20 protein-coding genes are annotated in these 24628 nt (G+C 71.0%); 16 read left to right on the top strand and 4 right to left on the bottom strand.

Annotation, left to right across the window (positions count from 1 at the left end):
* Positions 1-34: 34 nt before the first annotated feature.
* Positions 35-637: an SACE_7040 family transcriptional regulator gene (locus OG406_RS25495; RefSeq protein ID WP_164370613.1), complete on the bottom strand. Its 603-nt coding sequence runs from the start codon at positions 635-637 to the stop codon at positions 35-37.
* 97 nt (positions 638-734) lie between these two features.
* Here OG406_RS25495 and OG406_RS25490 point away from each other — a divergent pair, with 97 nt between their 5' ends.
* From OG406_RS25490 to OG406_RS25445, 10 genes are all read left to right on the top strand, one after another.
* Entirely contained in the window at positions 735-2351 is a 1617-nt protein-coding gene (locus OG406_RS25490; protein ID WP_329187944.1) for a carboxyl transferase domain-containing protein, read from the top strand.
* Positions 2352-2359: 8 nt separating this feature from the next.
* Positions 2360-4294: an acetyl/propionyl/methylcrotonyl-CoA carboxylase subunit alpha gene (locus OG406_RS25485; RefSeq protein WP_329187942.1), complete on the top strand. Its 1935-nt coding sequence runs from the start codon at positions 2360-2362 to the stop codon at positions 4292-4294.
* Positions 4291-5250, top strand: a complete 960-nt coding sequence (locus OG406_RS25480) for a hydroxymethylglutaryl-CoA lyase (RefSeq protein WP_329187941.1) — start codon at positions 4291-4293, stop codon at positions 5248-5250. The genes OG406_RS25485 and OG406_RS25480 overlap by 4 nt, the downstream gene beginning before the upstream one ends.
* An 11-nt stretch (positions 5251-5261) precedes the next feature.
* On the top strand, positions 5262-6422 hold the full coding sequence (locus OG406_RS25475) for an acyl-CoA dehydrogenase family protein (protein ID WP_329190966.1): 1161 nt from the start codon (positions 5262-5264) through the stop codon (positions 6420-6422).
* Positions 6423-6597: 175 nt separating this feature from the next.
* On the top strand, positions 6598-7644 hold the full coding sequence (locus OG406_RS25470) for an ABC transporter substrate-binding protein (RefSeq protein WP_266848377.1): 1047 nt from the start codon (positions 6598-6600) through the stop codon (positions 7642-7644).
* A 54-nt stretch (positions 7645-7698) separates the two neighbouring features.
* Entirely contained in the window at positions 7699-8565 is an 867-nt protein-coding gene (locus OG406_RS25465) for a siderophore-interacting protein (protein ID WP_329187939.1), read from the top strand.
* Positions 8566-8742: 177 nt separating this feature from the next.
* Positions 8743-10185, top strand: a complete 1443-nt coding sequence (gene desA / locus OG406_RS25460; protein ID WP_164370619.1) for a lysine decarboxylase DesA — start codon at positions 8743-8745, stop codon at positions 10183-10185.
* The gene (locus OG406_RS25455) at positions 10169-11446 is read left to right on the top strand and encodes a lysine N(6)-hydroxylase/L-ornithine N(5)-oxygenase family protein (RefSeq protein WP_329187937.1); all 1278 of its coding nucleotides are present in this window, start codon (positions 10169-10171) and stop codon (positions 11444-11446) included. The genes desA and OG406_RS25455 overlap by 17 nt, the downstream gene beginning before the upstream one ends.
* The gene (locus OG406_RS25450; RefSeq protein WP_267050878.1) at positions 11443-11994 is read left to right on the top strand and encodes a GNAT family N-acetyltransferase; all 552 of its coding nucleotides are present in this window, start codon (positions 11443-11445) and stop codon (positions 11992-11994) included. The genes OG406_RS25455 and OG406_RS25450 overlap by 4 nt, the downstream gene beginning before the upstream one ends.
* Positions 11991-13763, top strand: a complete 1773-nt coding sequence (locus OG406_RS25445) for an IucA/IucC family protein (RefSeq protein ID WP_329187934.1) — start codon at positions 11991-11993, stop codon at positions 13761-13763. Before OG406_RS25450 ends, OG406_RS25445 begins: the two co-directional genes overlap by 4 nt.
* A gap of 91 nt (positions 13764-13854) precedes the next feature.
* Here the strand turns inward: OG406_RS25445 and OG406_RS25440 are convergent, their stop codons facing one another.
* On the bottom strand, positions 13855-15471 hold the full coding sequence (locus OG406_RS25440) for a beta-N-acetylhexosaminidase (RefSeq protein WP_164370622.1): 1617 nt from the start codon (positions 15469-15471) through the stop codon (positions 13855-13857).
* 105 nt (positions 15472-15576) lie between these two features.
* Here OG406_RS25440 and OG406_RS25435 point away from each other — a divergent pair, with 105 nt between their 5' ends.
* Positions 15577-16467, top strand: coding sequence for a DUF4429 domain-containing protein (locus tag OG406_RS25435; protein ID WP_164370623.1), 891 nt, complete (start codon positions 15577-15579; stop codon positions 16465-16467).
* An 84-nt stretch (positions 16468-16551) separates the two neighbouring features.
* On the opposite strand, the gene OG406_RS25430 is transcribed toward OG406_RS25435, so the two are convergent.
* Complete coding sequence (locus OG406_RS25430) at positions 16552-18123, bottom strand: purple acid phosphatase family protein (RefSeq protein ID WP_203659378.1); 1572 nt, start codon at positions 18121-18123, stop codon at positions 16552-16554.
* A 164-nt stretch (positions 18124-18287) separates the two neighbouring features.
* Between OG406_RS25430 and OG406_RS25425 the strand changes: the two genes are divergently transcribed.
* Entirely contained in the window at positions 18288-18545 is a 258-nt protein-coding gene (locus tag OG406_RS25425; protein ID WP_164370625.1) for a hypothetical protein, read from the top strand.
* Positions 18546-18558: 13 nt separating this feature from the next.
* Positions 18559-20376 carry a glutamine--fructose-6-phosphate transaminase (isomerizing) gene (gene glmS / locus OG406_RS25420; protein ID WP_081217414.1) on the top strand — a complete coding sequence of 606 codons (1818 nt, stop codon included), beginning with the start codon at positions 18559-18561 and terminating at the stop codon, positions 20374-20376.
* Between the two features lie 370 nt (positions 20377-20746).
* Here glmS and OG406_RS25415 read toward each other — a convergent pair whose 3' ends face one another.
* Positions 20747-21274, bottom strand: a complete 528-nt coding sequence (locus OG406_RS25415; RefSeq protein WP_164370626.1) for a universal stress protein — start codon at positions 21272-21274, stop codon at positions 20747-20749.
* A 392-nt stretch (positions 21275-21666) separates the two neighbouring features.
* On the opposite strand from OG406_RS25415, the gene OG406_RS25410 reads away from it, so the two are divergent.
* The 3 genes from OG406_RS25410 (at position 21667) to orn (ending at position 24554) form a co-directional block, all read left to right on the top strand.
* Positions 21667-22209 (top strand): hypothetical protein, encoded by a 543-nt coding sequence (locus OG406_RS25410; protein WP_443067104.1) that lies wholly within the window; start codon positions 21667-21669, stop codon positions 22207-22209.
* 374 nt (positions 22210-22583) lie between these two features.
* The gene (locus OG406_RS25405) at positions 22584-23816 is read left to right on the top strand and encodes a helix-turn-helix domain-containing protein (protein WP_164370627.1); all 1233 of its coding nucleotides are present in this window, start codon (positions 22584-22586) and stop codon (positions 23814-23816) included.
* 135 nt (positions 23817-23951) lie between these two features.
* Positions 23952-24554: an oligoribonuclease gene (orn, locus tag OG406_RS25400; protein WP_081217418.1), complete on the top strand. Its 603-nt coding sequence runs from the start codon at positions 23952-23954 to the stop codon at positions 24552-24554.
* Positions 24555-24628 lie beyond the last annotated feature (74 nt).

The raw sequence follows: 24628 nt of genomic DNA, 5'->3' as shown, positions 1-24628 counted from the left end.
ACAGACGTCCAGGGGCCACCGCCCGAGACGCTCGTCACGCGCCGGGGGCCACCGCCGCCGCCCCGAAGGCGCCCCGGGCCATCCGGTGCAGCAGCTCCGCCGTCACGGCACGCCCGGGCAGGGCGCCGGGGCGCCCGAGGTGCGGGGTGGAGTTCAGCAGACCGAAGACCGAGTGCACGGCCGACCGGGCGGCGGGCTCGGCCAGCTCCGGGTACACCTCGCGGACCACCTCCACCCACAGCTCGACGTACTGCCGCTGGAGCTGGCGCACGAGCTTGCGGTCGCTGTCCCGCAGGCGGTCCAGCTCACGGTCGTGCAGGGTGATCAGGGGGCGGTCGTCGAGCGCGAAGTCGATGTGGCCCTCGATGAGCGAGTCGAGCAGCGCCCCGGCGCCCCCCTCCGCCTCGGCCACCCGGCGCTTGCCGCCCGTGAGGAGCTGGCCGCTGATCCCGACCAGCAGTTCGGCGAGCATCGCGTCCTTGCCCGGGAAGTGCCGGTACAGCCCGGGGCCGCTGATGCCGACCGCCGCCCCTATCTCGTCCACGCCCACGCCGTGGAAGCCGCGCTCGGCGAAGAGCCGGGCCGCCTCCTTGAGGATCTGCTCGCGGCGGGTGGGGGCGTCGGTTCTCGTGGCCATACAAGTGATTCTAGACAGGGAGGTTAGCGGTCGTTAACCTGAAGGAAATGCGTTAACGCTCATTAACTGGTCGACCACCTGGTGAGGGGACCGCAGGATGCACGAGGCACCGGAGCTGACGAGCGCGGCCGATCCCGCGTCGGAGGCCTGGCGGGCCAACGAGGCCGCGCACCGCGCGCTGGGCGAGGAGCTGCGCCACAAGCTGGCCGCGGCGCGGCTCGGCGGCGGCGAGAAGGCGCGCGCCCGGCACACCGCGCGCGGAAAGCTGCTGCCCCGCGACCGCGTGGACACCCTCCTCGACCCCGGCTCGCCCTTCCTGGAGCTGGCGCCGCTCGCCGCCGACGGGATGTACGACGGGGCGGCCCCGGCCGCCGGCGTCGTCGCGGGGATCGGCCGGGTCAGCGGCCGGGAGTGCGTGATCGTCGCCAACGACGCCACGGTCAAGGGCGGCACGTACTACCCGATGACGGTGAAGAAGCACCTGCGCGCCCAGGAGGTCGCGCTGGAGAACCGCCTGCCGTGCATCTACCTCGTGGACTCCGGGGGTGCCTTCCTGCCGATGCAGGACGAGGTGTTCCCCGACCGCGACCACTTCGGGCGGATCTTCTACAACCAGGCGCGGATGTCCGGGGCGGGCATCCCGCAGATCGCCGCCGTCCTCGGCTCCTGCACGGCGGGCGGGGCGTACGTCCCGGCGATGAGCGACGAGGCGGTGATCGTCCGCGGTCAGGGCACGATCTTCCTCGGCGGTCCGCCGCTGGTGAAGGCCGCCACCGGCGAGGTCGTCACGGCCGAGGAGCTGGGCGGCGGCGAGGTCCACTCCCGCGTGTCGGGCGTCACCGACCACCTCGCGGAGGACGACGCGCACGCCCTGCGGATCGTCCGGAACATCGCGGCCACCCTCCCCGCGCGCGGGGGGCTGCCCTGGTCGGTGGAGCAGTCGGTCGAGCCCAAGGTGGACCCGTTCGGGCTGTACGGCGCGGTGCCGGTCGACTCCCGCACCCCGTACGACGTGCGCGAGGTCATCGCGCGCGTGGTGGACGGTTCCCGCTTCGCCGAGTTCAAGGCCGAGTTCGGGCAGACCCTGGTCACCGGGTTCGCCCGGATCCACGGCCACCCGGTCGGCATCGTCGCGAACAACGGCATCCTCTTCTCCGAGTCGGCCCAGAAGGGCGCCCACTTCATCGAGCTGTGCGACCAGCGCGGCATCCCGCTGGTGTTCCTCCAGAACATCTCGGGCTTCATGGTCGGCCGGCAGTACGAGGCCGGTGGCATCGCCAAGCACGGCGCCAAGATGGTGACGGCCGTCGCCTGCACCCGCGTGCCGAAGCTGACCGTCGTGATCGGCGGGTCGTACGGAGCGGGCAACTACTCGATGTGCGGCCGGGCGTACTCGCCGCGCTTCCTGTGGATGTGGCCCGGCGCGAAGATCTCCGTGATGGGCGGCGAGCAGGCCGCTTCGGTCCTCGCGACGGTCAAGCGCGACCAGCTGGAGGGACGCGGCGAGTCGTGGCCGGCCGCGGACGAGGAGGACTTCAAGGCGCCGATCCGCCGGCAGTACGAACAGCAGGGGAACGCCTACTACGCCACGGCCCGCCTCTGGGACGACGGAGTGATCGACCCGATGGAGACCCGGCAGGTCCTGGGACTCGCCCTGACCGCCTGTGCCAACGCGCCCCTGGGTGACCCCCAGTTCGGCGTCTTCCGGATGTGAGGGGACCCATGTTCGACACGGTGCTTGTGGCCAACCGGGGCGAGATCGCCGTACGCGTCATCCGCACGCTGCGCGCGCTCAGCGTGCGCTCGGTGGCCGTCTTCTCGGACGCCGACGCCGACGCGCGGCACGTCCGCGAGGCCGACACGGCCGTACGGATCGGGCCCGCGCCCGCGTCCGAGAGCTATCTGTCGGTGGAGCGGCTGCTGGAGGCGGCGGCCCGGACCGGCGCCCAGGCCGTCCACCCGGGGTACGGCTTCCTCGCCGAGAACGCCGCCTTCGCGCAGGCCTGCGCGGACGCAGGACTCGTGTTCATCGGGCCGTCCCCCGAGGCGATCTCGCTCATGGGCGACAAGATCCGCGCCAAGGAGACCGTGAAGAAGGCCGGGGTCCCGGTCGTCCCCGGCTCCTCCGGCAGCGGTCTGACCGACGACGAACTGATCGAGGCCGCCCGCGAGATCGGCGTGCCGGTGCTCCTGAAGCCGAGCGCGGGCGGTGGCGGCAAGGGCATGCGCCTGGTCCGCGACGCCGCCGTCCTCGCCGAGGAGATCGCCGCCGCCCGCCGCGAGGCACGCGCCTCCTTCGGCGACGACACCCTCCTCGTGGAGCGCTGGGTCGACCGTCCCCGGCACATCGAGATCCAGGTCCTCGCGGACGGACACGGCCACGTGGTGCACCTGGGCGAGCGGGAGTGCTCGCTGCAGCGCCGCCACCAGAAGATCATCGAGGAGGCGCCCAGCGTGTTCCTCGACCCCGCCACCCGGGCCGCGATGGGCGAGGCGGCCGTCCAGGCGGCCCGCTCCTGCGGCTACCGCGGCGCGGGCACGGTCGAGTTCATCGTCCCGGGCGGCGACGCCTCGTCGTACTACTTCATGGAGATGAACACCCGCCTCCAGGTGGAGCACCCGGTCACCGAACTGGTCACCGGCCTCGACCTCGTCGAGTGGCAGCTGCGGGTCGCCGCCGGTGAGCCGCTCCCCTACGGGCAGGACGACATCACCCTCACCGGGCACGCCGTGGAGGCGCGGATCTGCGCCGAGGACCCCGCGCGCGGCTTCCTCCCCTCCGGCGGCACGGTGCTCGCGCTGCGCGAGCCCCAGGGCGACGGGGTGCGCACCGACTCGGGCCTGTCGGAGGGCACCGAGGTGGGCAGCCTCTACGACCCGATGCTCTCGAAGGTCATCGCGTACGGCCCCGACCGGCCGACGGCGCTGCGCCGCCTGCGGGCCGCGCTCGCCGACACGGTCACCCTCGGCGTCCAGACCAACGCGGGCTTCCTGCGCCGGCTGCTGGCCCACCCGGACGTGGTGGCCGGCGACCTGGACACCGGACTGGTCGAGCGCGAGGCGGCCGGCCTGGTCCCGGACGGAGTGCCGGATGAGGTGTACGAGGCGGCCGCCGCCGTGCGGCTCGACGGGCTGACCCCGGCGGGCGACGGCTGGACCGACCCGTTCTCCGTGCCCACCGGCTGGCGGCTGGGCGGCACGCCGAAGCCGGCCACGTTCTCGCTGCGGGTCCTCGACCCCGTCGCCTACACCCCGCGCGGCACCCACACGGTCGGTGCGGGACAGGTGGCGGTGACCCTCGACGGGGTGCGCCACACCTTCCACCGCGCCGGCGACTGGATCGGCCGCGACGGCGACGCCTGGCACGTCCGCGACCACGACCCGGTGGCCGCCTCGCTGACCGGCGCCGCGCACGCCGGGGCCGACTCGCTGACCGCCCCGATGCCGGGCACGGTGACCGTCGTGAAGGTCGCCGTCGGCGACGAGGTGACCGCCGGACAGAGCCTGCTGGTGGTCGAGGCGATGAAGATGGAGCACGTCATCTCCGCCCCGCACGCCGGCACGGTCAGCGAGCTGGACGTCACGCCGGGCACCACCGTCGCGATGGACCAGGTCCTCGCGGTCGTCACCCCGGCCGAGGAGGCGGAGACAGCATGAGCACGTCCGAACTGGGCCTGCCGATGGCCGTACCGGCCGAGGACCTGCCCGCCCGGGTGCGGATCTACGAGGTCGGCGCACGCGACGGTCTGCAGAACGAGAAGGCGACCGTGCCCACCGAGGTCAAGGCGGAGTTCATCCGCCGCCTCGCCGGCGCGGGACTGACCACCATCGAGGCGACCAGCTTCGTGCACCCCAAGTGGGTTCCCCAACTGGCCGACGCCGAGCAGCTGTTCCCCCAGGTGTCCGAACTGCCGGTGGCACTCCCCGTCCTCGTGCCGAACGAACGCGGACTGGACCGGGCGCTCGCGCTCGGCGCCCGGCACGTCGCCGTCTTCGCCAGTGCGACGGAGTCCTTCGCCCGGGCCAATCTGAACCGCGGCCTCGACGAGGCGCTCGCCATGTTCGAGCCCGTGGTGCGCCGCGCGAAGGACGGCCGGCTCACGGTCCGCGCCTACGTCTCGATGTGCTTCGGCGACCCGTGGGAGGGGCCGGTCCCGGTCCATCAGGTCGTCCGGGTCTGCAAGGCGCTCATGGACATGGGCGCCGACGAGCTGAGCCTCGGCGACACGATCGGCGTGGCCACCCCCGGCCATGTGGGGTCGCTGCTGGCCGAGTTGAACGCGGGGGGCGTGCCGACCAGCGCGATCGGCGTGCACTTCCACGACACCTACGGCCAGGCACTGTCCAACACCCTGGCCGCCCTCCAGCACGGCGTCAGCACCGTCGACGCCTCCGCGGGCGGCCTCGGCGGCTGCCCGTACGCGAAGTCCGCGACCGGCAACCTCGCCACCGAGGACCTCGTGTGGATGCTCCAGGGCCTCGGTATCGACACCGGGGTCGACCTCGGCCGCCTCACCGCCACCAGCGTGTGGATGGCCGGACGACTGGGCCGACCCAGCCCCTCCCGCACCGTCAAAGCGCTCGGTAACTCGACTCAGTCCCACCAGGAGTGATCCCCATGTCGCTGGACCACCGCCTCTCCCCCGAACTCGAGGAGCTCCGCCGCACGGTGGAGGAGTTCGCGCACGACGTCGTCGCCCCCAAGATCGGCGACCTCTACGAGCGGCACGAGTTCCCGTACGAGATCGTGCGGGAGATGGGCCGCATGGGCCTGTTCGGCCTGCCGTTCCCGGAGGGGTACGGCGGCATGGGCGGCGACTACCTCGCCCTCGGTGTCGCCCTGGAGGAGCTGGCCCGGGTCGACTCGTCCGTGGCCATCACCCTGGAGGCGGGCGTCTCGCTGGGCGCCATGCCGATCCACCTGTTCGGCACGGACGCCCAGAAGGCCGAGTGGCTGCCCCGGCTCTGCTCCGGCGAGATCCTCGGCGCGTTCGGCCTGACGGAGCCGGACGGCGGCTCGGACGCGGGCGCGACCCGGACGACGGCGCGGCTCGACCCCGACACCGACGAGTGGGTCATCAACGGCAGCAAGTGCTTCATCACCAACTCCGGTACGGACATCACCGGCCTGGTGACGGTCACCGCGGTCACCGGCCGCAAGCCCGACGGGAAGCCGCTGATCTCCGCGATCATCGTCCCCTCCGGCACCCCGGGCTTCACGGTCGCGGCCCCGTACTCGAAGGTCGGCTGGAACGCCTCGGACACCCGCGAGCTGTCCTTCGCCGACGTGCGCGTCCCCGCGGCGAACCTGCTCGGTGAAGAGGGCCGCGGCTACGCCCAGTTCCTGCGCATCCTGGACGAGGGCCGCATCGCCATCGCCGCGCTGGCCACCGGGCTCGCGCAGGGCTGCGTGGACGAGTCGGTGCGCTACGCCAAGGAGCGGCATGCGTTCGGGCGGCCGATCGGCGCCAACCAGGCGATCCAGTTCAAGATCGCCGACATGGAGATGAAGGCCCACATGGCCCGCGTCGGCTGGCGCGACGCCGCGTCCCGCCTCGTCGCGGGTGAGCCGTTCAAGAAGGAGGCGGCGATCGCCAAGCTGTACTCCTCCACGATCGCCGTCGACAACGCCCGGGACGCCACCCAGGTCCACGGCGGCTACGGCTTCATGAACGAGTACCCGGTGGCCCGCATGTGGCGCGACTCCAAGATCCTGGAGATCGGCGAGGGCACCAGCGAGGTCCAGCGCATGCTGATCGCCCGGGAGTTGGGGCTCACGGGCTGACCTCCGGACCTCCGGGGCTCGGCAGCCCCGCGACCCGGGCGGTCCGTGACGTTCCGCCCGTTACGTCCCCCCGCGAGGCACCCCGCCCGCTGGACAGTTGATGAGGTTAGGCTAACCTACCTTCGAACTTGTCCGGCGGGCGTTTCGCCGCCCCGTGCCGAAAGCAGTCACACTCATGTCCAACGCCCGTGCCACCCACCTCACCCGTCGCGGCATCCTCGCCGCGGGCGGCGCCCTCGGCCTCGGCGCCGTCCTCGCCGCCTGTGGCGACGACGACGCCTCGAAGAACGGTGGCTCGGACGCGGCGAAGGCCGCCAAGTCCGGCCCGTGGACGTTCAAGGACGACCGCGGCACGACGGTGAAGCTGGACAAGACCCCGGCGAACATCGTCGCCTTCACCGGTGTCGCCGCCGCCCTCTTCGACTACGGCATCGAGGTCAAGGGTGTCTTCGGCCCGACGACGACCAAGGACGGCAAGGCCGACGTCCAGGCCGGCGACATGGACGTCAGCAAGCTGACCGTCCTCGGCAACGAGTGGGGCCAGTTCAACATCGAGAAGTACGCGGGCCTGGCTCCCGACGTCCTGATCTCCACCATGTTCGACGCCGCGGGCACCCTCTGGTACGTCCCCGAGGAGTCCAAGGACAAGATCCTCAAGCTCGCCCCGAGCGTCGGCCTCTCCGTCTTCGACGTGCAGATGCCGCAGCCTCTCCAGCGGATGCTCGCCCTGGCCGAGTCGCTCGGCGCCGACGTGAAGTCCGCGAAGATCGTCGAGGCGAAGAAGAAGTTCGAGACGGCCGCCGAGCGGCTGCGCAAGGCCGCCAAGGCCCGCCCGGAGATCAAGGTCCTCGCGGGCAGCGCGAGCCAGGACATCTTCTACGTCTCCGGCTCCAACCTCTCCATCGACCTGGAGTACTTCAAGGCGCTCGGCGTGAACATCGTCGAGCCCTCCGCCAAGGCCCTGAAGGCCAGCGGCGGCTGGTTCGAGAACCTGAGCTGGGAGAACGTCGACAAGTACCCGGCCGACGTCATCATCATGGACGACCGCACCTCGACCATCCAGCCGGCCGACATCACCGAGGCCACCTGGAAGAAGCTGCCCGCCGTCAAGGCCGGCCAGGTCATCGCGCGCACCCCCGAGCCGATCCTGTCGTACGACAAGTGCACCCCGATCCTCGACAAGCTCGCCGAGGCCATCGAGAACGCCAAGAAGGTCGCCTGACACCCCGGCGTCACCCGCCGACCGTGACCCCCTGACGATCTCTCAGGAGCATGCATGACGACGGCCGTAGCCGCCCCGTTCCGTTTCTTCTCCCTCCGGGTCGTAACGACGAGGCGGCTCGGTCCGTCTCTGGTCCGGGTGACCTTCGGCGGGCCCGACCTGGAGGCGTTCCACTCCGACGGGCGCGACCAGTCCCTGTCCCTCTTCCTGCCGCACCCCGGCCAGAGCGAGCCGGCCGTGCCGGTCGAGCTCGGAGAGGGCTGGTGGCAGGGATGGCGTGAACTCCCCGACGACGTCCGGGCCGTGATGCGCTCGTACACCCTGCGCTCGCTGCGCCGCGAGCCCGGCGGGCCCACGGAGATCGACATCGACTTCGTGCTGCACGGCACGGAACCGGGCGCCGCCGTCCCCGCGGGGCCCGCCTCACGCTGGGCCTCCGGCGCGCGCACCGGCGACCGGGTCGCCCTGCTCGGTCCCGCCCTCGCGGACAACCGGGCCATCCGCTTCCGGCCGCCGGCCGACACCGACCTGGTGGTCCTCTGGGGCGACGAGACGGCCCTGCCCGCCGCCTGCGCCATCCTCGAATCGCTCCCGGCGGGACTGCGCGTGCGGGCCTGGCTGGAGGTCCAGCACACCGAGGACATCCAGGAACCGGTGACGGCGGCCGACGCCGAGATCACCTGGCTCGTACGGGACGGACACGTCGGGGCGGAGGCCTCCATGGGCCTCGACGCGGTGCGGGCCGCCCGGCTCCCGGCCGCCGGGGCGCCGTACGCCTGGATAGCCGGAGAGTCCGGCCGTGTGAAGGAACTGCGCAGACATCTCGTGCGCGAGCGGGGCGTCGACCGCCGCCGGGTCACCTTCGTCGGCTACTGGCGAGAGGGACTGACGGAGGAACAACTGCGAGACAGCGGGGAGTAGTTGACCGCACGACAAGACGGCTCTTCGGCGACTCGCACGAGGCGTATGTCACGCCGGGCGGGAGCGGGACCGGGCGGAACGCGTGATCGACTTAGGTTAGGCTAACCTAAGTCGAACGTCGCGACCCGCCCTTTCTCCTGTCCCGCTCGGACTCTCCCCCGCACGGAGGACCCCCACATGCGCTCGCACCTGCTCAACGACACCACCGCGGACCGGTATCGCCGCTCCGTGACCGAAGGCGTCGAGCGGGTGGCGGCCAAACTCGCCACCACCACCCGCCCGTTCACGGGTGTCACGGTCGACGACCTCACTCCCCGCATCGAGGGGATCGACCTCGACAAGCCGCTCCACGACACGACGGCCGTCCTCGACGAACTGGAGGAGGTCTACCTCCAGGACGCGATCTACTTCCACCACCCCCGCTACCTCGCCCACCTCAACTGCCCGGTCGTCATCCCGGCCGTGCTCGGCGAAGCCGTGCTCTCCGCCGTCAACTCCTCCCTGGACACCTGGGACCAGTCGGCCGGCGGCACCCTCATCGAGCGCAAGCTCATCGACTGGACGAACGAGCGCATCGGCTTCGGCCCCTCCGCCGACGGCGTGTTCACCAGCGGCGGCAGCCAGTCCAACCTCCAGGCGCTTCTCCTGGCCCGCGAGGAGGCCAAGTCGGACCACCTCGCCGACCTGCGGATCTTCGCCTCCGAGGTGAGCCACTTCAGCGTCAGGAAGTCCGCCAAACTCCTCGGCCTCGGCCCCGACGCCGTCGTCTCGATCCCCGTCGACCACGACAAGCGCATGCAGACGCTCGCCCTCGCCCGGGAGCTGGAGCGCTGCAAGGAGAACGGCCTCGTCCCCATGGCCGTCGTCGCCACCGCCGGCACCACCGACTTCGGCTCCATCGACCCCCTGCCCGAAGTCGCCGAACTCTGCTCGCAGTTCGGGACCTGGATGCACGTGGACGCGGCCTACGGCTGCGGGCTGCTCGCCTCGCTGAAGAACCGCGGCCGCATCGACGGCATCGAGCGCGCCGACTCCGTCACCGTCGACTACCACAAGTCCTTCTTCCAGCCCGTGAGTTCCTCGGCCCTGCTGGTCCGCGACGTGGCCACCCTGCGGCACGCGACCTACCACGCGGAGTACCTCAACCCGCGCCGGATGGTCGAGGAGCGCATCCCCAACCAGGTCGACAAGTCCCTCCAGACCACCCGCCGCTTCGACGCCCTCAAGCTGTGGATGACGCTGCGGGTGATGGGCGCCGACGGCATCGGCGAACTCTTCGACGAGGTCTGCGACCTGGCCGCGCGGGGCTGGGAACTGCTCGCCGCCGACCCGCGCTTCGACGTCGTGGTCGAACCCTCGCTCTCCACCCTCGTCTTCCGCGTCATCCCGTCCGGCGTCACCGACCCGGCCGAGATCGACCGCGCCAACCTGTACGCCCGCAAGGCCCTGTTCGCCTCCGGTGACGCCGTCGTCGCGGGCACCAAGGTCGGCGGACGCCACTACCTGAAGTTCACGTTGCTCAACCCCGAGACGACGGTGGACGACATCGCCGCCGTCCTCGACCTGATCGCCGGCCACGCCGAGCAGTACCTGGGAGACTCCCTTGACCGCGCTTGCTGACACCACGGAAAAGACCCACGACTTCGTGGGGATCGGGCTCGGGCCCTTCAACCTCGGCCTCGCCTGCCTGACCGAACCGATCGCCGAACTCGACGGCGTCTTCCTGGAGTCGAAGCCGAACTTCGAGTGGCACTCCGGGATGTTCCTGGAGGGCGCGCACCTCCAGACCCCGTTCATGTCGGACCTGGTCACCCTCGCCGACCCGACGTCCCCGTACTCCTTCCTCAGCTACCTGAAGGAATCGGGCCGCCTGTACTCGTTCTACATCCGCGAGAACTTCTACCCGCTGCGCGTCGAGTACGACGACTACTGCCGCTGGGCCGCGAACAAGCTGAGCAGCGTCCGCTTCGGGACGACGGTCGCCGAGGTGACGTACGAGGACGAGGTGTACGTCGTGCGGACGGAGGCCGGCGAGGTGTACCGCGCCCGGCACCTGGTCCTCGGCACCGGCACCCAGCCCTACGTACCGGAGGCCTGCGCGGGCCTCGGCGGCGACTACATCCACAACTCCCGCTACCTGCAGAACAAGGCGGAGCTCCAGGCCAAGGAGTCGATCACCCTGGTCGGCAGCGGCCAGTCGGCCGCGGAGATCTTCCTCGACCTGCTGGGCGAGATCGACGTGCACGGCTACCGGCTGAACTGGGTGACCCGCTCGCCGCGCTTCTTCCCGCTCGAATACACCAAGCTCACCCTGGAGATGACCTCCCCGGAGTACATCGACTACTTCCACGCGCTGCCCGAGCCGACCCGCTACCGTCTCCAGGCCGAGCAGAAGGGCCTGTTCAAGGGCATCGACGGCGACCTGATCAACGAGATCTTCGACCTGCTCTACCAGAAGAACCTCGGCGGCCCGGTCCCCGCGCGGCTCCTCACCAACTCCGCGCTGGAGTCGGTGCGCCACGAGAACGGCACGTACACGCTGGGCCTGCGCCAGCAGGAGCAGGTCAAGGACTACGAGCTGCACTCCGAGGGCCTGATCCTCGCCACGGGCTACCGCTACACGGAGCCGGCGTTCCTCGCCCCGGTCCGCGACCGGCTGCGCTACGACACCCAGGGCAACTTCGACGTGGCCCGCAACTACGCCATCGACACCACGGGACGCGGGATCTTCCTGCAGAACGCGGGCGTCCACACCCACTCGATCACCTCGCCCGACCTCGGCATGGGCGCGTACCGCAACGCGTACATCATCCGAGAACTGCTCGGCACCGAGTACTACCCGGTCGAGAAGACCATCGCGTTCCAGGAGTTCTCCGTATGACCACCCCCACCCGCACCGCCATCGGCACGTTCCACATCCGTCCCCTCGACCCCGTCGGGGACGCCCCGCTGCTGCACCGCTGGGTGACGCATCCGAAGGCCGCCTTCTGGATGATGCAGGAGGCGAAACTGCACGACGTGGAGCGCGAGTACAGCGCCATAGCGGCCAGCGAGCACCACCACGCGTACCTCGGTCTGCTGGACGGCGAGCCCGTCTTCCTGATGGAGCGCTACGACCCGCGGTACATCGAACTCGTCGGCCTGTACGAGCCCGAACCCGGTGACGTCGGCATGCACTTCCTGGTCGCGCCGAGCGACACCCCCGTGCACGGCTTCACGCGTGCCGTCATCACCGCGGTGATGGAGGACCTGTTCGCCGACCCGGCCACCCGCCGGGTCGTCGTGGAGCCCGACGTGGGCAACAAGGCGGTGCACGCGCTGAACGAGGCCGTCGGCTTCGTGCCGGAGCGGGAGATCCAGAAGCCGGAGAAGAAGGCGCTGCTGAGCTTCTGCACCCGGGAGCGGTTCGAGAAGGCGGTGGCGGCATGACCCTCGCCGACAGCGTCGCCCACCTCTCCCCCGAGCGCTGGGCCACCGCCAACCGCCTCCTCGTCCGCAAGGCGCTCGCCGAGTTCGCCCACGAGCGGCTGATCACCCCGGAGCTGCTGCCGGACGGCCGGTACGAGGTCCGCGGCGACGACGGACAGACCCGCTACCGCTACACGGCCGTCCGGCGCGCGCTGGACCACTGGCAGGTGGACGCCGAGTCCATCACCCGGCACCGCGACGGCGCCGAACTCCCGCTGGCCGCGCTGGACTTCTTCATCGAGCTGAAGGAGTCGCTGGGGCTGAGCGACGAGATCCTGCCGGTCTACCTGGAGGAGATCTCCTCCACGCTCTCCGGTACCTGCTTCAAGCTCACCAAGCCGCAGATCCCGGTCCGTGAGCTGGCGGGCGCCGGCTTCCAGGCCATCGAGACCGGCATGACCGAGGGCCACCCCTGCTTCGTCGCCAACAACGGGCGGCTCGGCTTCGGGGTGCACGAGTACCTCGCCTACGCCCCCGAGACCGCGAGCCCGGTCCGGCTGGTGTGGCTGGCCGCGCACCGCTCGCGGGCCGCGTTCACGGCCGGTGTCGGCATCGCGTACGAGTCGTTCGTGCGGGACGAGCTGGGCGCGGAGACGGTCGAGCGGTTCGCCGGCACGCTGTCCGCGCAGGGGCTCGACCCGGAGGACTACCTGCTCATCCCCGTCCACCCCTGGCAGTGGTGGAACAAGCTGTCCGTGACCTTCGCCGCCGAGGTCGCCCAGCGCCACCTGGTCTGCCTCGGCGAGGGCGACGACGAGTACCTCGCGCAGCAGTCGATCCGGACGTTCTTCAACACGTCGCACCCCGAGAAGTACTATGTGAAGACGGCGCTGAGCGTCATCAACATGGGCTTCATGCGCGGTCTGTCCGCGGCGTACATGGAGGCGACCCCGGCCATCAACGACTGGCTGGCGCAGCTCATCGAGAACGACCCGGTGCTGAAGTCGACGGGTCTGTCGATCATCCGCGAGCGGGCCGCCGTCGGCTACCGGCATCTGGAGTACGAGGCCGCCACCGACCGGTACTCCCCGTACCGCAAGATGCTGGCCGCGCTGTGGCGCGAGAGCCCGGTGTCCTCGCTCCAGGAGGGCGAGAGCCTCGCCACGATGGCGTCCCTCGTGCACGTCGACCACGAGGGCGCGTCCTTCGCGGGCGCGCTGATCGAGCGGTCGGGGCAGACACCGGTGGAGTGGCTGCGCGACTACCTGCGCGCCTACCTCACTCCGCTGCTGCACAGCTTCTACGCGTACGACCTCGTCTACATGCCGCACGGCGAGAACGTCATCCTGGTGCTGGAGGACGGGGCGGTGCGGCGGGCGGTCTACAAGGACATCGCCGAGGAGATCGCGGTGCTGGACCCGCAGGCGGTGCTGCCGCCCGCGGTCGAGCGCATCCGTGTCGAGGTCCCCGAGGACCAGAAGCTGCTGTCCGTCTTCACGGACGTCTTCGACTGCTACTTCCGCTTCCTGGCGGCGCAGTTGGCGGCCGAGGGCCTCCTCGACGAGGACGACTTCTGGCGCACGGTCGCCGAGTCGGTGCGTGCCTATCAGGAGGCGACGCCCGAACTGGAGGACAGGTTCCGGCAGTACGACCTGTTCGCCCCCGAGTTCGCGCTGTCCTGTCTCAACCGGCTCCAGCTGCGGGACAACCGGCAGATGGTGGACCTGGCGGACCCGTCGGGCGCGCTCCAGCTGATCGGCACCCTGAAGAACCCGATCGCCGGGTTCTGAGCACCGGGCTCCCGGGAGCCCCACACACGGGCGGGCGCCCCGGAGACGGTCCTCCGGGGCGCCCGTCGCATGTCGGGCCGGGGCGTGCGGTTCAGCCGGCGGGCCAGGGGACCTGGGGCGAGCGGTAGTAGCCGATCCCGAGCGCGTCCCAGCGGGGGGCCTGCGCGGCGAGGCGCACCTTGTAGGTGTCCCAGTCGTGCGTCGACGCGGGCGACCAGCCGAGTTCGGCGGCGCCGGGCAGCCTCGGGAAGGCCATGACGTCGATGTCGGCGGAGCTCGCGAGGGTCTCCGTCCACAGCGGCGCCTCGACGCCCCTGACGGCCGATGCGGGCACGCCGGCGAGGTAGCCGCCCGGATCCCAGTCGTACGCCCTGCGCACCTCGACGAGTCCGGCCCAGTCCTGGCCGAGCGGGGTGTCGGCGGTGTACTTCATGTCGAGGTACAGCCGGTCGGCGGGCGACAGGACGATGCCGGTGCCGTTCTGCGCGGCCCGGGCGACCTGCGCCTTCTCGGCGTCGTCGGTGTCGTCGAGCCCCCAGTACTGCGCGATGGCGCCCTTCGCCGGGGTGGCTCCGGTCAGCTGGTGCCAGCCGATCACCTTCTTGCCGTACTTGGCGACGAGCGGCTGCACCTTGTCCATGAAGGTCACGTAGTCGGCGTGGCTGGTGGAGTGGGCCTCGTCGCCGCCGATGTGGAGGTACTTCCCCGGGGTGAGGGCGGCCAGTTCGCGGAGGACGTCGTCCACGAAGTCGTACGTCACCGGCTTGTTCACGCACAGCGAGCTGAAGCCGACCTCGGTGCCGGTGTAGAGCGGTGGCGCGACCCCGTCGCAGTTCAGCCGCGCGTACGAGGCGAGCGCGGCGTTGGTGTGCCCGGGCATGTCGATCTCCGGGACGACCTCCAGGTAGCGGGAGGCGGCGTAGCGGACGATCCGGCGGTAGTCGGCCTTGGTGTAGAAGCCGCCGGGTCCGCCGCCGACCTGGGTGGAGCCGCCGTGGGTGGCGAGGCGCGGCCAGGAGTCGAGGGCGATGCGCCAGCCCTGGTCGTCGCTGAGGTGCAGATGCAGCTTGTTGACCTTGTAGAGGGCGAGTTCGTCGATGTAGCGCTCGACCTGGGCGACGGTGAAGAAGTGGCGGGAGACGTCGAGCATGGCGCCGCGGTAGCCGTAGCGCGGGGTGTCCGTGACGGTGCCGCCGGCGATCGGCCAGGGTCCGGACTGGACGGTGTTCTTCTCGACGGCGGCGGGGAGCAGCTGGCGCAGGGTCTGGACGCCGTGGAAGAGGCCGGCGGGGCGGCCGGCGGTGATGGTGACGCCCGACCTGCCGCTGACGAGGCGGTAGCCCTCCTCGCCGAGTCCCTTGCCGCCGAGTCGCAGTCGGATCTGTCCGTCGCCGTGGGCGGTGACGGGGAGCGGGTAGCCGGTGGAGGGCCGCAGGACGTCCGCGAGGTAGGCGCCGACCGCGCGGACGGCGCGGGAGTCGTCGACGCGGATGCGGGTGTCCCGGGTGACGCGGTACGGGGATCCGCCCGGGTCGACGGAGGCGGGGGCGGGGACGACCCGGCCGAGGGGGGTGGGGGTGGAGGGGGTGGCCGGTGCGGCCGGTGCGGTCGGGGCGGCTCCGGAGAGGGAGAGGCCGGCCGCGGCGACGAGCAGCAGTGTTCCGAGAAGGCGGGGCGTTCGGTGGTGCTGTCTCACATGCGCTCCCATCGATGCCCGGCACGGGCTCCGAGCGGCCCCGGGGGCGGGCCGCTCACCGTGCCGTCGAATTGGTCGAGACCACTCTCCCGCAGTCGCGGTGGAACAATCCCCTTCATGGCGGAAATCATCCAGCGGGACGGCACCTGGGTCTTCGACGGCGACGCGCTGCGGCTGACCCCGGGACGGGACAGGAACGTCGGCCTGCTGCGCAAGGAACTGGGCGAACTCGCCGTTCCGCTGGGGGCGTTGGCGGGTGTCTCGCTGGAGCAGGGAAAGAAGGCGGGGCGGCTGAGGCTGCGGCTGCGGGACGGCGCGGACCCCCTGCTCCAGGCGACGGGCGGCAAGCTCGGCGAGCCGAACGATCCGTACCAGCTGACGGTCGAGGCGGACCGATTCGGCGTCGCCGAGTACTTCGTGGACGAGGTGCGGAACGCGCTGCTGCTCGACGAGGTGCCCGCGGGGCCGGTCGACGGTTTTCTGCTGCCCGGTCCCGCGGTCCCGCTGTCCGCCTCCGCCGGTGACGGCACGGCGACCTTCGACGGGGAGTCCGTACGCCTGGACTGGAACTGGAAGACGGAGGAGGCGAAGTCGGCGGCCGGTGCGCGCACGCTCGCCCTCGGCGACATCACGGCCGTCGAGTGGCATCCGGCGGTGGGTCTGGAGAACGGCTGTCTGCGCTTTTCCGTGCGGGGCGCGGAGACGAAGGCGCCGCCGAAGTACGACCCCAACTCGGTGGAGCTGTGGGGCTTCAAGAAGGATCCGCTGATGGCGCTGATCGCCGCGGCGGTGCAGGCGCGGCTGCCGCATCCGGCGGTGTCCGTGCCCGAGGAGGCCGCGCTGCCGGCCGCGGGAGCGGACCGGGCCGCGATCCCCGCGCCCGCGGCCGAGGCCGATCACGACGCCCTGCTGCGCAGGCTCAGGGAACTGGGCGAGCTGCGCCGGGAGGGCGTCCTGACCGAGGAGGAGTTCGCGCTGGCCAAGCAGGCGGTCCTCAAACGCCTGTGAGGACAGACGTGTCGAGGACCGCCCGCTCGCGGGGCCGTCGGCCGTACCCCCGGCGCTCGGGGTGTATGGGGCCTTCGGGGGCGTCTACTTGGCCCGGCGGGCGACCGTGAAGTGGTCGACCTCGGCGCCGGTCTCGGCGATGCCGCGGACCTTCAGGGTGGCCAGGCGGCCCCGGGAGGCCGGCGTGACGTCGACGCGCAGGAACGAGTAGTTGAGGTAGCGCACGCGCGACCAGGTGACCGTCTCGTTCTGCTTGCCGTCCTTCAGGTTGACGAAGGAGGCGACGGACTCGACCTCGTTCTCCTTGCCCTCGTAGGACTCGGGGGCGGTGAAGGCGTAGAGGCTGCGGCCGGCCGCGCCCGCCGTGACGTAGACGACGCCGTCGGTCTCCGGGTAGGCGGTGCCGCCGATCGGGAGCTTCTTGGTGACCGCGTTGTTCTTGATGACGTCGGTGCGCTCGTACTGGTGGTTGTGGCCGTTGATCACCAGGTCGACGGTGTACTTCTCGAACAGCGGCACCCACTCCTGTCGCACGCCCCCCTCCGAGGCGTGCGCCGTGGAGGTGCAGTACGCGCAGTGGTGGAAGAAGACCACGACGAAGTCGATGTCCCGCGCGGCCCGGTACTTCTTGAGCTGGGTCTCCAGCCACTTCGTCTGGGTGCCGCCGGAGATGCCGAGGTTGGCCGGGATCTCGAAGGAGATGTCGTTGGCGTCCAGCGAGATGATCGCCGTGTTGCCGTGGACGAAGGAGTAGACGCCGGGCAGGTTGGCCTTGTCGGGGCCGTTGTCGGGCAGCGTCCAGCGGGCCTCCTCGCCGCCGTACCCGTTGGGCGAGTACCAGGCCTCCATGTCGTGGTTGCCGTAGGCGGGCATCCAGGGGACCTGCTTGGCGACGGTCTCGGTCTGGGCGAGGAACTGGTCCCAGATGCGCGAGTCGAAGCCGGTGTCCTCCTTCTTGCCCGCGCCGGACGGGTCCGCGTACGCGATGTCGCCGGCGTGCAGGTGGAAGGCCGGGTTCTGGGCGAGCAGCAGGGCGTCGTTGGCGAGGCCGTGGTAGCCGACGCCCTCGTCGCCGAAGGCGGTGAAGGTGAAGGGCTCGGCGCGGTCGGGCGCGGTGGTGAAGGTGCCGAGCGTGCCGAGGAGGTGGGGCGCGGCGGGGTCGAAGCCCGCGTGGCCGACGCCGTAGTAGTACGTCTTCCCGGGGCGCAGGTGGGTGAGTCTGGCGTGCAGGTAGTACTGGGTGTGGTCGCCGCTCGCGCCCACGCCGGCCGGGGTGTAGAGGGTGCGGACCTCGGCGTCGATCTTGCGGGAGAGGTCCCAGGGGTGGGCGCCGATGCGGATGTAGGGGCGGCTCACCGCGGTCGGCACCTGCCAGGAGACGGTCATCTCGGTGCGCGGGTCGTTGCCGAAGGCGAGGTGGCGTCCGAAGGGGGCGACGAGCGCGCCGTCGACCTTCTCCGTCGGGGCGGGGGCGGAGGTCCGCCGCGCCGGGACCGCCGCCTGTGCCACGGCGGCGGGCACGAAGGCGCCGCCGGCGACGGCGCCGAGGGTCACGGCGCCGCCTCTGATCATGTTGCGCCGGGAGAACCTGGCGCGCAGGTACTCGTGCTGCTCGGCCATGCTCATGTTCTCGGCGAGCCGCTCGGGTACGCCCATGCGTGGAGTGTCCATGGCTCCAGAAGTTGCTCTCGGCAATCGACGGGGCGCAAGACGCCGGATGGACAGCGTGCAAACAGCGGTCCATAAGAGTTTCAACAACCCCTTGCCCGATATCGGGCAGGATTCTTGCGAATCGCCTTCCGGTACCCCAGGATCAACGGGTGCACGACGAACTTGTTGATCATCTGACGCGGTCCACGCCCCTGAGCCGGGGCGAGGCGCTGCGTGTGGTCCAGGACGTGCTCGCCTGGTTCGACGAGACGACCGAGGAGTACGTCCGTCGCCGCCACCGCGAACTCCAGGCACAGGGCCTGGTGAACGCGACGATCTTCGATCGGATCGAGGCGGACCTGAAGTACCGCGCGGTCGCGCCGCCCGAGCTCAGCCTCCGGCAGCTGCGCCGCATCGTCTACGGCTGAGGAATACGTATATATGTGCGGAATCGTCGGATACATCGGCAGGCGTGACGTGGCGCCGCTGCTCCTGGAGGGCCTGCAGCGCCTGGAGTACCGCGGCTACGACTCGGCGGGCATCGTCGTGACCTCCCCGAAGGCCGCCGGTCTGAAGATGGTCAAGGCCAAGGGCCGGGTCCGTGACCTGGAGGCCAAGGTCCCCAAGCGGTTCGCCGGCACCACCGGTATCGCCCACACCCGCTGGGCCACGCACGGCGCCCCCTCCGACGTGAACGCGCACCCCCACATGTCGGCCGACAGCTCGGTCGCCGTCGTCCACAACGGCATCATCGACAACGCCTCCGACCTGCGCAAGAAGCTGGAGGCGGACGGCGTCGAGTTCCTCTCCGAGACCGACACCGAGGTCCTCACCCACCTCATCGCCCGGTCCCAGCAGGAGAAGCTGGAGGACAAGGTCCGCGAGACCCTGCGGGTCATCGAGGGCACCTACGGCATCGCCGTGATGCACGCCGACTTCCCCGACCGCATCGTGGTGGCGCGCAACGGCTCCCCCGTCGTGCTCGGCATCGGCGAGAAGGAGATGTTCGTCGCCTCGGACATCGCCGCGCTGGTCACCCACACCCGCCAGATCGTCACCCTCGACGACGGCGAGATGGCCACCCTCAAGGCCGACGACTTCCGGACCTACACCACCGAGGGCACCCGGACGACGTCCGAGCCGACCACCGTGGAGTGGGAGGCCGCGTCGTACGACATGGGCGGCCACGACACGTACATGCACAAGGAGATCCACGAGCAGGCCGAGGCCGTCGACCGGGTGCTGCGCGGCCGGATCGACGACCGGTTCTCGACGGTCCACCTCGGCGGCCTGAACCTGGACGCCCGCGAGGCGCGCCAGATCCGCCGGGTGAAGATCCTCGGCTGCGGCACCTCGTACCACGCGGGCATGATCGGCGCCCAGATGATCGAGGAGCTGGCCCGCATCCCCGCGGACGCCGAGCCGGCCTCCGAGTTCCGCTACCGCAACGCGGTCGTCGACCCCGACACCCTGTACGTCGCCGTCTCCCAGTCCGGTGAGACGTACGACGTGCTCGCCGCCGTGCAGGAACTGAAGCGCAAGGGCGCGCGGGTGCTCGGCGTGGTCAACGTCGTCGGCTCCGCGATCGCCCGCGAGGCGGACGGCGGCATGTACGTCCACGCGGGCCCCGAGGTCTGCGTCGTCTCGACGAAGTGCTTCACCAACACCACGGTGGCGTTCGCGCTGCTCGCCCTGCACCTCGGCCGCACCCGCGACCTGTCGGTCCGCGACGGCAAGCGGATCATCGAGGGCCTGCGCAAACTGCCCGCGCAGATCTCCGAGATCCTGGAGCGCGAGGACGAGATCAAAAAGCTGGCCGAGCAGTACGCCGAGGCCCGCTCGATGCTGTTCATCGGCCGCGTCCGGGGCTACCCGGTGGCCCGTGAGGCCTCCCTGAAGCTCAAGGAGGTCTCGTACATCCACGCCGAGGCCTACCCGGCCTCGGAGTTGAAGCACGGTCCGCTGGCCCTCATCGAGCCGGCGCTCCCCACGGTCGCGATCGTCCCGGACGACGACCTGCTGGAGAAGAACCGCGCCGCGCTGGAGGAGATCAAGGCCCGCAGCGGCAAGATCCTCGCGGTCGCGCACCAGGAGCAGGAGAAGGCCGACCAGACGATCGTCGTCCCGAAGAACGAGGACGAGCTGGACCCGATCCTGATGGGCATCCCGCTCCAACTGCTCGCCTACCACACGGCGTTGGCGCTCGGCCGGGACATCGACAAGCCGCGCAACCTGGCCAAGTCGGTCACCGTCGAGTAGTCCGCTCCGCCAAGTCCCCCACGAAAAGCCGGACATGAACGGTCCCCGTGCGCGCCACCTGTGCACGGGGACCGTCCCCGAAGGGCCGGAGCCGCCCAATTGCCCCGGCCCGCGCCGGTCTCAGCCGGTGGCCGTCACACCCCGGCCGCGGCGCGTCGCGGCAGTCCGGGGGCGGCGTCGGGTGTCCTGCTGTCCGGTGCGGAAGATGCGCGTCCCGGCGGTCGCCGCCACAAGGACCGGCGTCCGGTGTATTCCCCCCACCAGGGCACGAACACCCGCTACGCGCCGGTAGGTTGACCCGCCGCGCGGAGAGGCTCACGGAGAAGCGGGAGGCCGCTCCCCGCATCGGTGCGGCCGGCGTGACGCGACGTCAGGGAATGACGATCACGGGGCGCCTGGCGCGCTTGGCGAGCCGCCCGGCGACGGAGCCGAAGATGCGCCCGACGATGCCGTGCGTGGAGCCGACGACGATGGCGTCCGCCTCGTACTCCCGCCCCACCTCTTCGAGTTCGTGGCAGATGTCGCCGCCGCGCTCGACCAGGATCCACGGGACCTCGGAGAGGTACTCGGCGCAGGCCAGTTCCAGTCCCAGCACCTCGGTGCGGTGGTCGGGGACGTCGACGAAGACGGGTGGCTCGCAGCCCGCCCACACGGTGGTGGGCAGCCGGTTGGCCACGTGCACGATGATCAGGCCCGAGCCTGAGCGGTGAGCCATGCCGATCGCGTAGGCGAGGGCGCGCTCGCTGGACGTCGAGCCGTCGAAACCGACGACGACGCCGTGCTTGAAGGCGGGATCGCAGGACTGGCGCGGAGCTTCCGCCGCCAGGGGCTCGGCCGCCGTGGGATCGGCGAGCGGGCGCTTGCGGTCCGCGTGATCGAAGAATTCGTGACCGGCCATGATTGTCTCGGCGTCTGGATCCTCGTGGTGGGGACGACTGCGATCGGCAGAGCTGTGTCCGGGAAACATCTTCCCGACCCCATACCCCCAAGGGTACGGCGGCACGCCTCCTCTGCCCAGATCCCGCGCGCCTTACGCGGCGTTCCAGGGAGCATGCATGAGAGGCGCCCGTAACGCAATGGTTGCTGCCCCGTACAGGCGGTTTGCACGGGGTTCACCCGGGGACGGGCGCTTTCCTGACCGTACGGGCGGGTGCGCGCGTCGTGTGCCACCCTGCCGGACGGCGGAGTCGGGCGCCCGGGCAGTGACCGGCCGGTCGACCAGGCGTTGAACCCTGCGCAGCCACCGCCATGGAGAGCATGGAGAACAACAGGAGTACTAGGGAGCAGAACGTGCCCGGACCCGACACCGCCCCCCGCCCGTCCGCCCCGTCCTCTTCTTCCGCCGTGCCCCCGTCCGGATCGCGCCCCGCCGCACCCCCGTCCGGATCGCACCCCGCGGTGCACCCCGGAGCGCACGCCGCCCCCCGCCCCGCGCCGGCGCCCGCGACCGACACGGTGAGCGACCTGGTCCGCTGGGCGGCCTTCAGCTGCGTCCTCGTCCCCGTGGTCCTCTTCTGGTACGGCACCTCACTGGCCGGCGCGACCGGAACCGCCCTCGGTCTCGCGGCCGTGACCGGAGCCTGCCTGGTGCTGCTGCGCCGGTCCGAGCGCGGCGCGGCCGTCCTGCGCGAGCAACAGCGGGACGCCGAACGGTCGTCGGCGCGGCAGCGCGCACCGCAGCAGCGGGGCCGGCACGGGAGGACCGCGCCGGGTCCGGCGGCGGGCGCGGGACGCGGGAACGGTGCGGGGACGGGGGGCGGCCAACGTGGCACGAGCGGCTCGGGAACCCGTCGTGGCGGGCGTCACGGTGCGGGGAACCAGCCGGTCGACTGACCGGTTTGCGCGCACTCCTGCGTTTCTTTTCAGCCAACTTCTCGTTATGGCCCATCCCTTGGTCGAACGACCCCCCAACCCCCGTTCCACCTGCACCGAAAGGGGTACGGAGGGCGCACGCACCCTACGTGGATTGGCCACGGCCACGAGGCGCACTTCCCTGCACGGCCCACGAGTGCAACGCTTCGTGATCGAATGCTTCACGCCAAGTTGCCATGTCGACATTCTGCGGAGTACCGATCTGGTCACCTTGGCGCCACGGGACACAGTAGATTCGATCTTGTCTTACGGCGGGGGACTCGTGCAGGACCGAGGGGAAACGTGCAGGAGCGACACAACCGAGGAGCCGCGACCACCGAGGGGGGCTTAGCAGGATGAGCCACGACTCCACTGCCGCGCCGGATGCCGCGGCCCGGAAGCTGTCCGGGCGACGCCGCAAGGAGATCGTCGCGGTGCTGCTGTTCAGCGGCGGCCCCATCTTCGAGAGTTCCATACCGTTGTCGGTGTTCGGGATTGACCGCCAGGACGCCGGCGTGCCGCGCTACCGCCTTCTGGTGTGCGCCGGCGAGGAAGGCCCGCTGCGGACCACAGGGGGCCTGGAACTCACCGCACCACATGGCTTGGAAGCGATCTCCAGGGCCGGCACGGTGGTCGTGCCCGCCTGGCGGTCGATCACCTCGCCACCACCCGAGGAGGCACTCGACGCACTGCGCCGCGCGCACGAGGAAGGTGCCCGCATCGTCGGACTGTGCACCGGCGCCTTCGTGCTGGCCGCGGCCGGTTTACTGGACGGCCGTCCGGCGACCACCCACTGGATGTACGCACCGACACTGGCCAAGCGCTATCCGTCGGTGCACGTCGACCCCCGCGAACTCTTCGTGGACGACGGCGACGTGCTCACGTCGGCGGGGACGGCGGCCGGAATCGATCTCTGCCTCCACATCGTGCGCACGGACCACGGCAATGAGGCCGCCGGCGCGCTCGCCCGGCGTCTGGTGGTGCCGCCCCGGCGCAGTGGCGGCCAGGAACGCTATCTCGACCGGTCGCTGCCGGAGGAGATCGGCGCCGACCCGCTGGCCGAGGTCGTCGCCTGGGCGCTGGAGCACCTCCACGAACAGTTCGACGTGGAGACGCTGGCGGCGCGCGCCTACATGAGCCGCCGCACCTTCGACCGCCGGTTCCGTTCGCTGACCGGCAGTGCTCCGCTGCAGTGGCTGATCACGCAACGCGTGCTGCAGGCACAGCGGCTGCTGGAGACGTCCGACTACTCGGTCGACGAGGTGGCGGGCCGCTGCGGCTTCCGCTCACCGGTCGCGCTGCGGGGTCACTTCCGGCGCCAGCTGGGATCGTCCCCGGCCGCGTACCGGGCGGCGTACCGCGCCCGCCGGCCGCAGGCGGAACGTTCGGTGGACCCGGAGAGCGTGACGGGTCCGGTCGGACCGCCGGCGTCGGTGCACCAGGAGCATCCGGGTCCGGTCCCGATGCAGACCCGCCGCACCGCGGCGGCCCTGGGCGCCTCGGCGCTCGCGCCTGACGCGCTGCGCGAACGGCCCGAGCTGTACGTCGCGGGCCGGGCCGGCCTGCCCGGGCAGCGCAGCGCGCCCTAGCCCGACCGCCCTGTCCGTGAGGGCCCGCGCCTTCGGGTGCGGGCCCTCACGCATGCCGTGCGCCGGGCGATCCGGCGCGGCGGCCCGGCGCACGGGCGGGTCCACCTGGCCGGGGCGGGCCGTAGGGTGAGACACATGAACGATCGCATGGTGTGGATCGACTGCGAGATGACCGGGCTCTCGCTGTCGGATGACGCGCTCATCGAGGTGGCCGCGCTGGTCACCGACTCGGAGCTGAACGTACTCGGCGACGGTGTGGACATCGTGATCCGCCCGCCGGACGCCGCCCTGGAGACGATGCCGGACGTGGTGCGCCAGATGCACACGAAGTCCGGTCTGCTGGAGGAGCTCGCCGGGGGCACGACCCTGGCGGACGCCGAGGCGCAGGTCCTCTCCTACGTACGGGAGCACGTGAAGGAGCCCGGCAAGGCGCCGCTGTGCGGGAACTCCGTCGGCACCGACCGCGGTTTCCTGCTGCGCGACATGGCGAGCCTGGAGGGCTACCTCCACTACCGCATCGTCGACGTCTCGTCGGTGAAGGAGCTGGCGCGCCGCTGGTACCCCCGGGCGTACTTCAACAGCCCCGACAAGAACGGCAACCACCGCGCGCTCGCCGACATCCGCGAGTCCATCGCCGAGCTCCGCTACTACCGCGAGGCGATCTTCGTCCCGCAGCCCGGACCCGACTCGGACACCGCCCGCACCATCGCCGCCAAGCACGTCGTACCCACCGAGTAGGCCTTTGACGGGGCCCGTCCGGGCCCCGGAAAAAGCCGTGCGCGAGCACCCCTTCCGACCCTGTACACTTTTTC

Origin of the sequence: Streptomyces sp. NBC_01428 (assembly GCF_036231965.1) — a bacterium.
Classification (GTDB): Bacteria; Actinomycetota; Actinomycetes; order Streptomycetales; family Streptomycetaceae; genus Streptomyces.
This window is presented reverse-complemented; position numbering and strand designations above follow the sequence as displayed.

Excerpts from the sequence above, each read along its gene's own strand:
- OG406_RS25495 (WP_164370613.1), bottom strand. The coding sequence starts at position 637 with ATGGCCACGAGAACCGACGCCCCCACCCGCCGCGAGCAGATCCTCAAG.
- OG406_RS25490 (WP_329187944.1), top strand. The coding sequence starts at position 735 with ATGCACGAGGCACCGGAGCTGACGAGCGCGGCCGATCCCGCGTCGGAG.
- OG406_RS25485 (WP_329187942.1), top strand. The coding sequence starts at position 2,360 with ATGTTCGACACGGTGCTTGTGGCCAACCGGGGCGAGATCGCCGTACGC.
- OG406_RS25480 (WP_329187941.1), top strand. The coding sequence starts at position 4,291 with ATGAGCACGTCCGAACTGGGCCTGCCGATGGCCGTACCGGCCGAGGAC.
- OG406_RS25470 (WP_266848377.1), top strand. The coding sequence starts at position 6,598 with ATGTCCAACGCCCGTGCCACCCACCTCACCCGTCGCGGCATCCTCGCC.
- OG406_RS25465 (WP_329187939.1), top strand. The coding sequence starts at position 7,699 with ATGACGACGGCCGTAGCCGCCCCGTTCCGTTTCTTCTCCCTCCGGGTC.
- desA (WP_164370619.1), top strand. The coding sequence starts at position 8,743 with ATGCGCTCGCACCTGCTCAACGACACCACCGCGGACCGGTATCGCCGC.
- OG406_RS25450 (WP_267050878.1), top strand. The coding sequence starts at position 11,443 with ATGACCACCCCCACCCGCACCGCCATCGGCACGTTCCACATCCGTCCC.
- OG406_RS25445 (WP_329187934.1), top strand. The coding sequence starts at position 11,991 with ATGACCCTCGCCGACAGCGTCGCCCACCTCTCCCCCGAGCGCTGGGCC.
- OG406_RS25440 (WP_164370622.1), bottom strand. The coding sequence starts at position 15,471 with ATGGGAGCGCATGTGAGACAGCACCACCGAACGCCCCGCCTTCTCGGA.
- OG406_RS25435 (WP_164370623.1), top strand. The coding sequence starts at position 15,577 with ATGGCGGAAATCATCCAGCGGGACGGCACCTGGGTCTTCGACGGCGAC.
- OG406_RS25430 (WP_203659378.1), bottom strand. The coding sequence starts at position 18,123 with ATGGGCGTACCCGAGCGGCTCGCCGAGAACATGAGCATGGCCGAGCAG.
- glmS (WP_081217414.1), top strand. The coding sequence starts at position 18,559 with ATGTGCGGAATCGTCGGATACATCGGCAGGCGTGACGTGGCGCCGCTG.
- OG406_RS25415 (WP_164370626.1), bottom strand. The coding sequence starts at position 21,274 with ATGGCCGGTCACGAATTCTTCGATCACGCGGACCGCAAGCGCCCGCTC.
- OG406_RS25405 (WP_164370627.1), top strand. The coding sequence starts at position 22,584 with ATGAGCCACGACTCCACTGCCGCGCCGGATGCCGCGGCCCGGAAGCTG.
- orn (WP_081217418.1), top strand. The coding sequence starts at position 23,952 with ATGAACGATCGCATGGTGTGGATCGACTGCGAGATGACCGGGCTCTCG.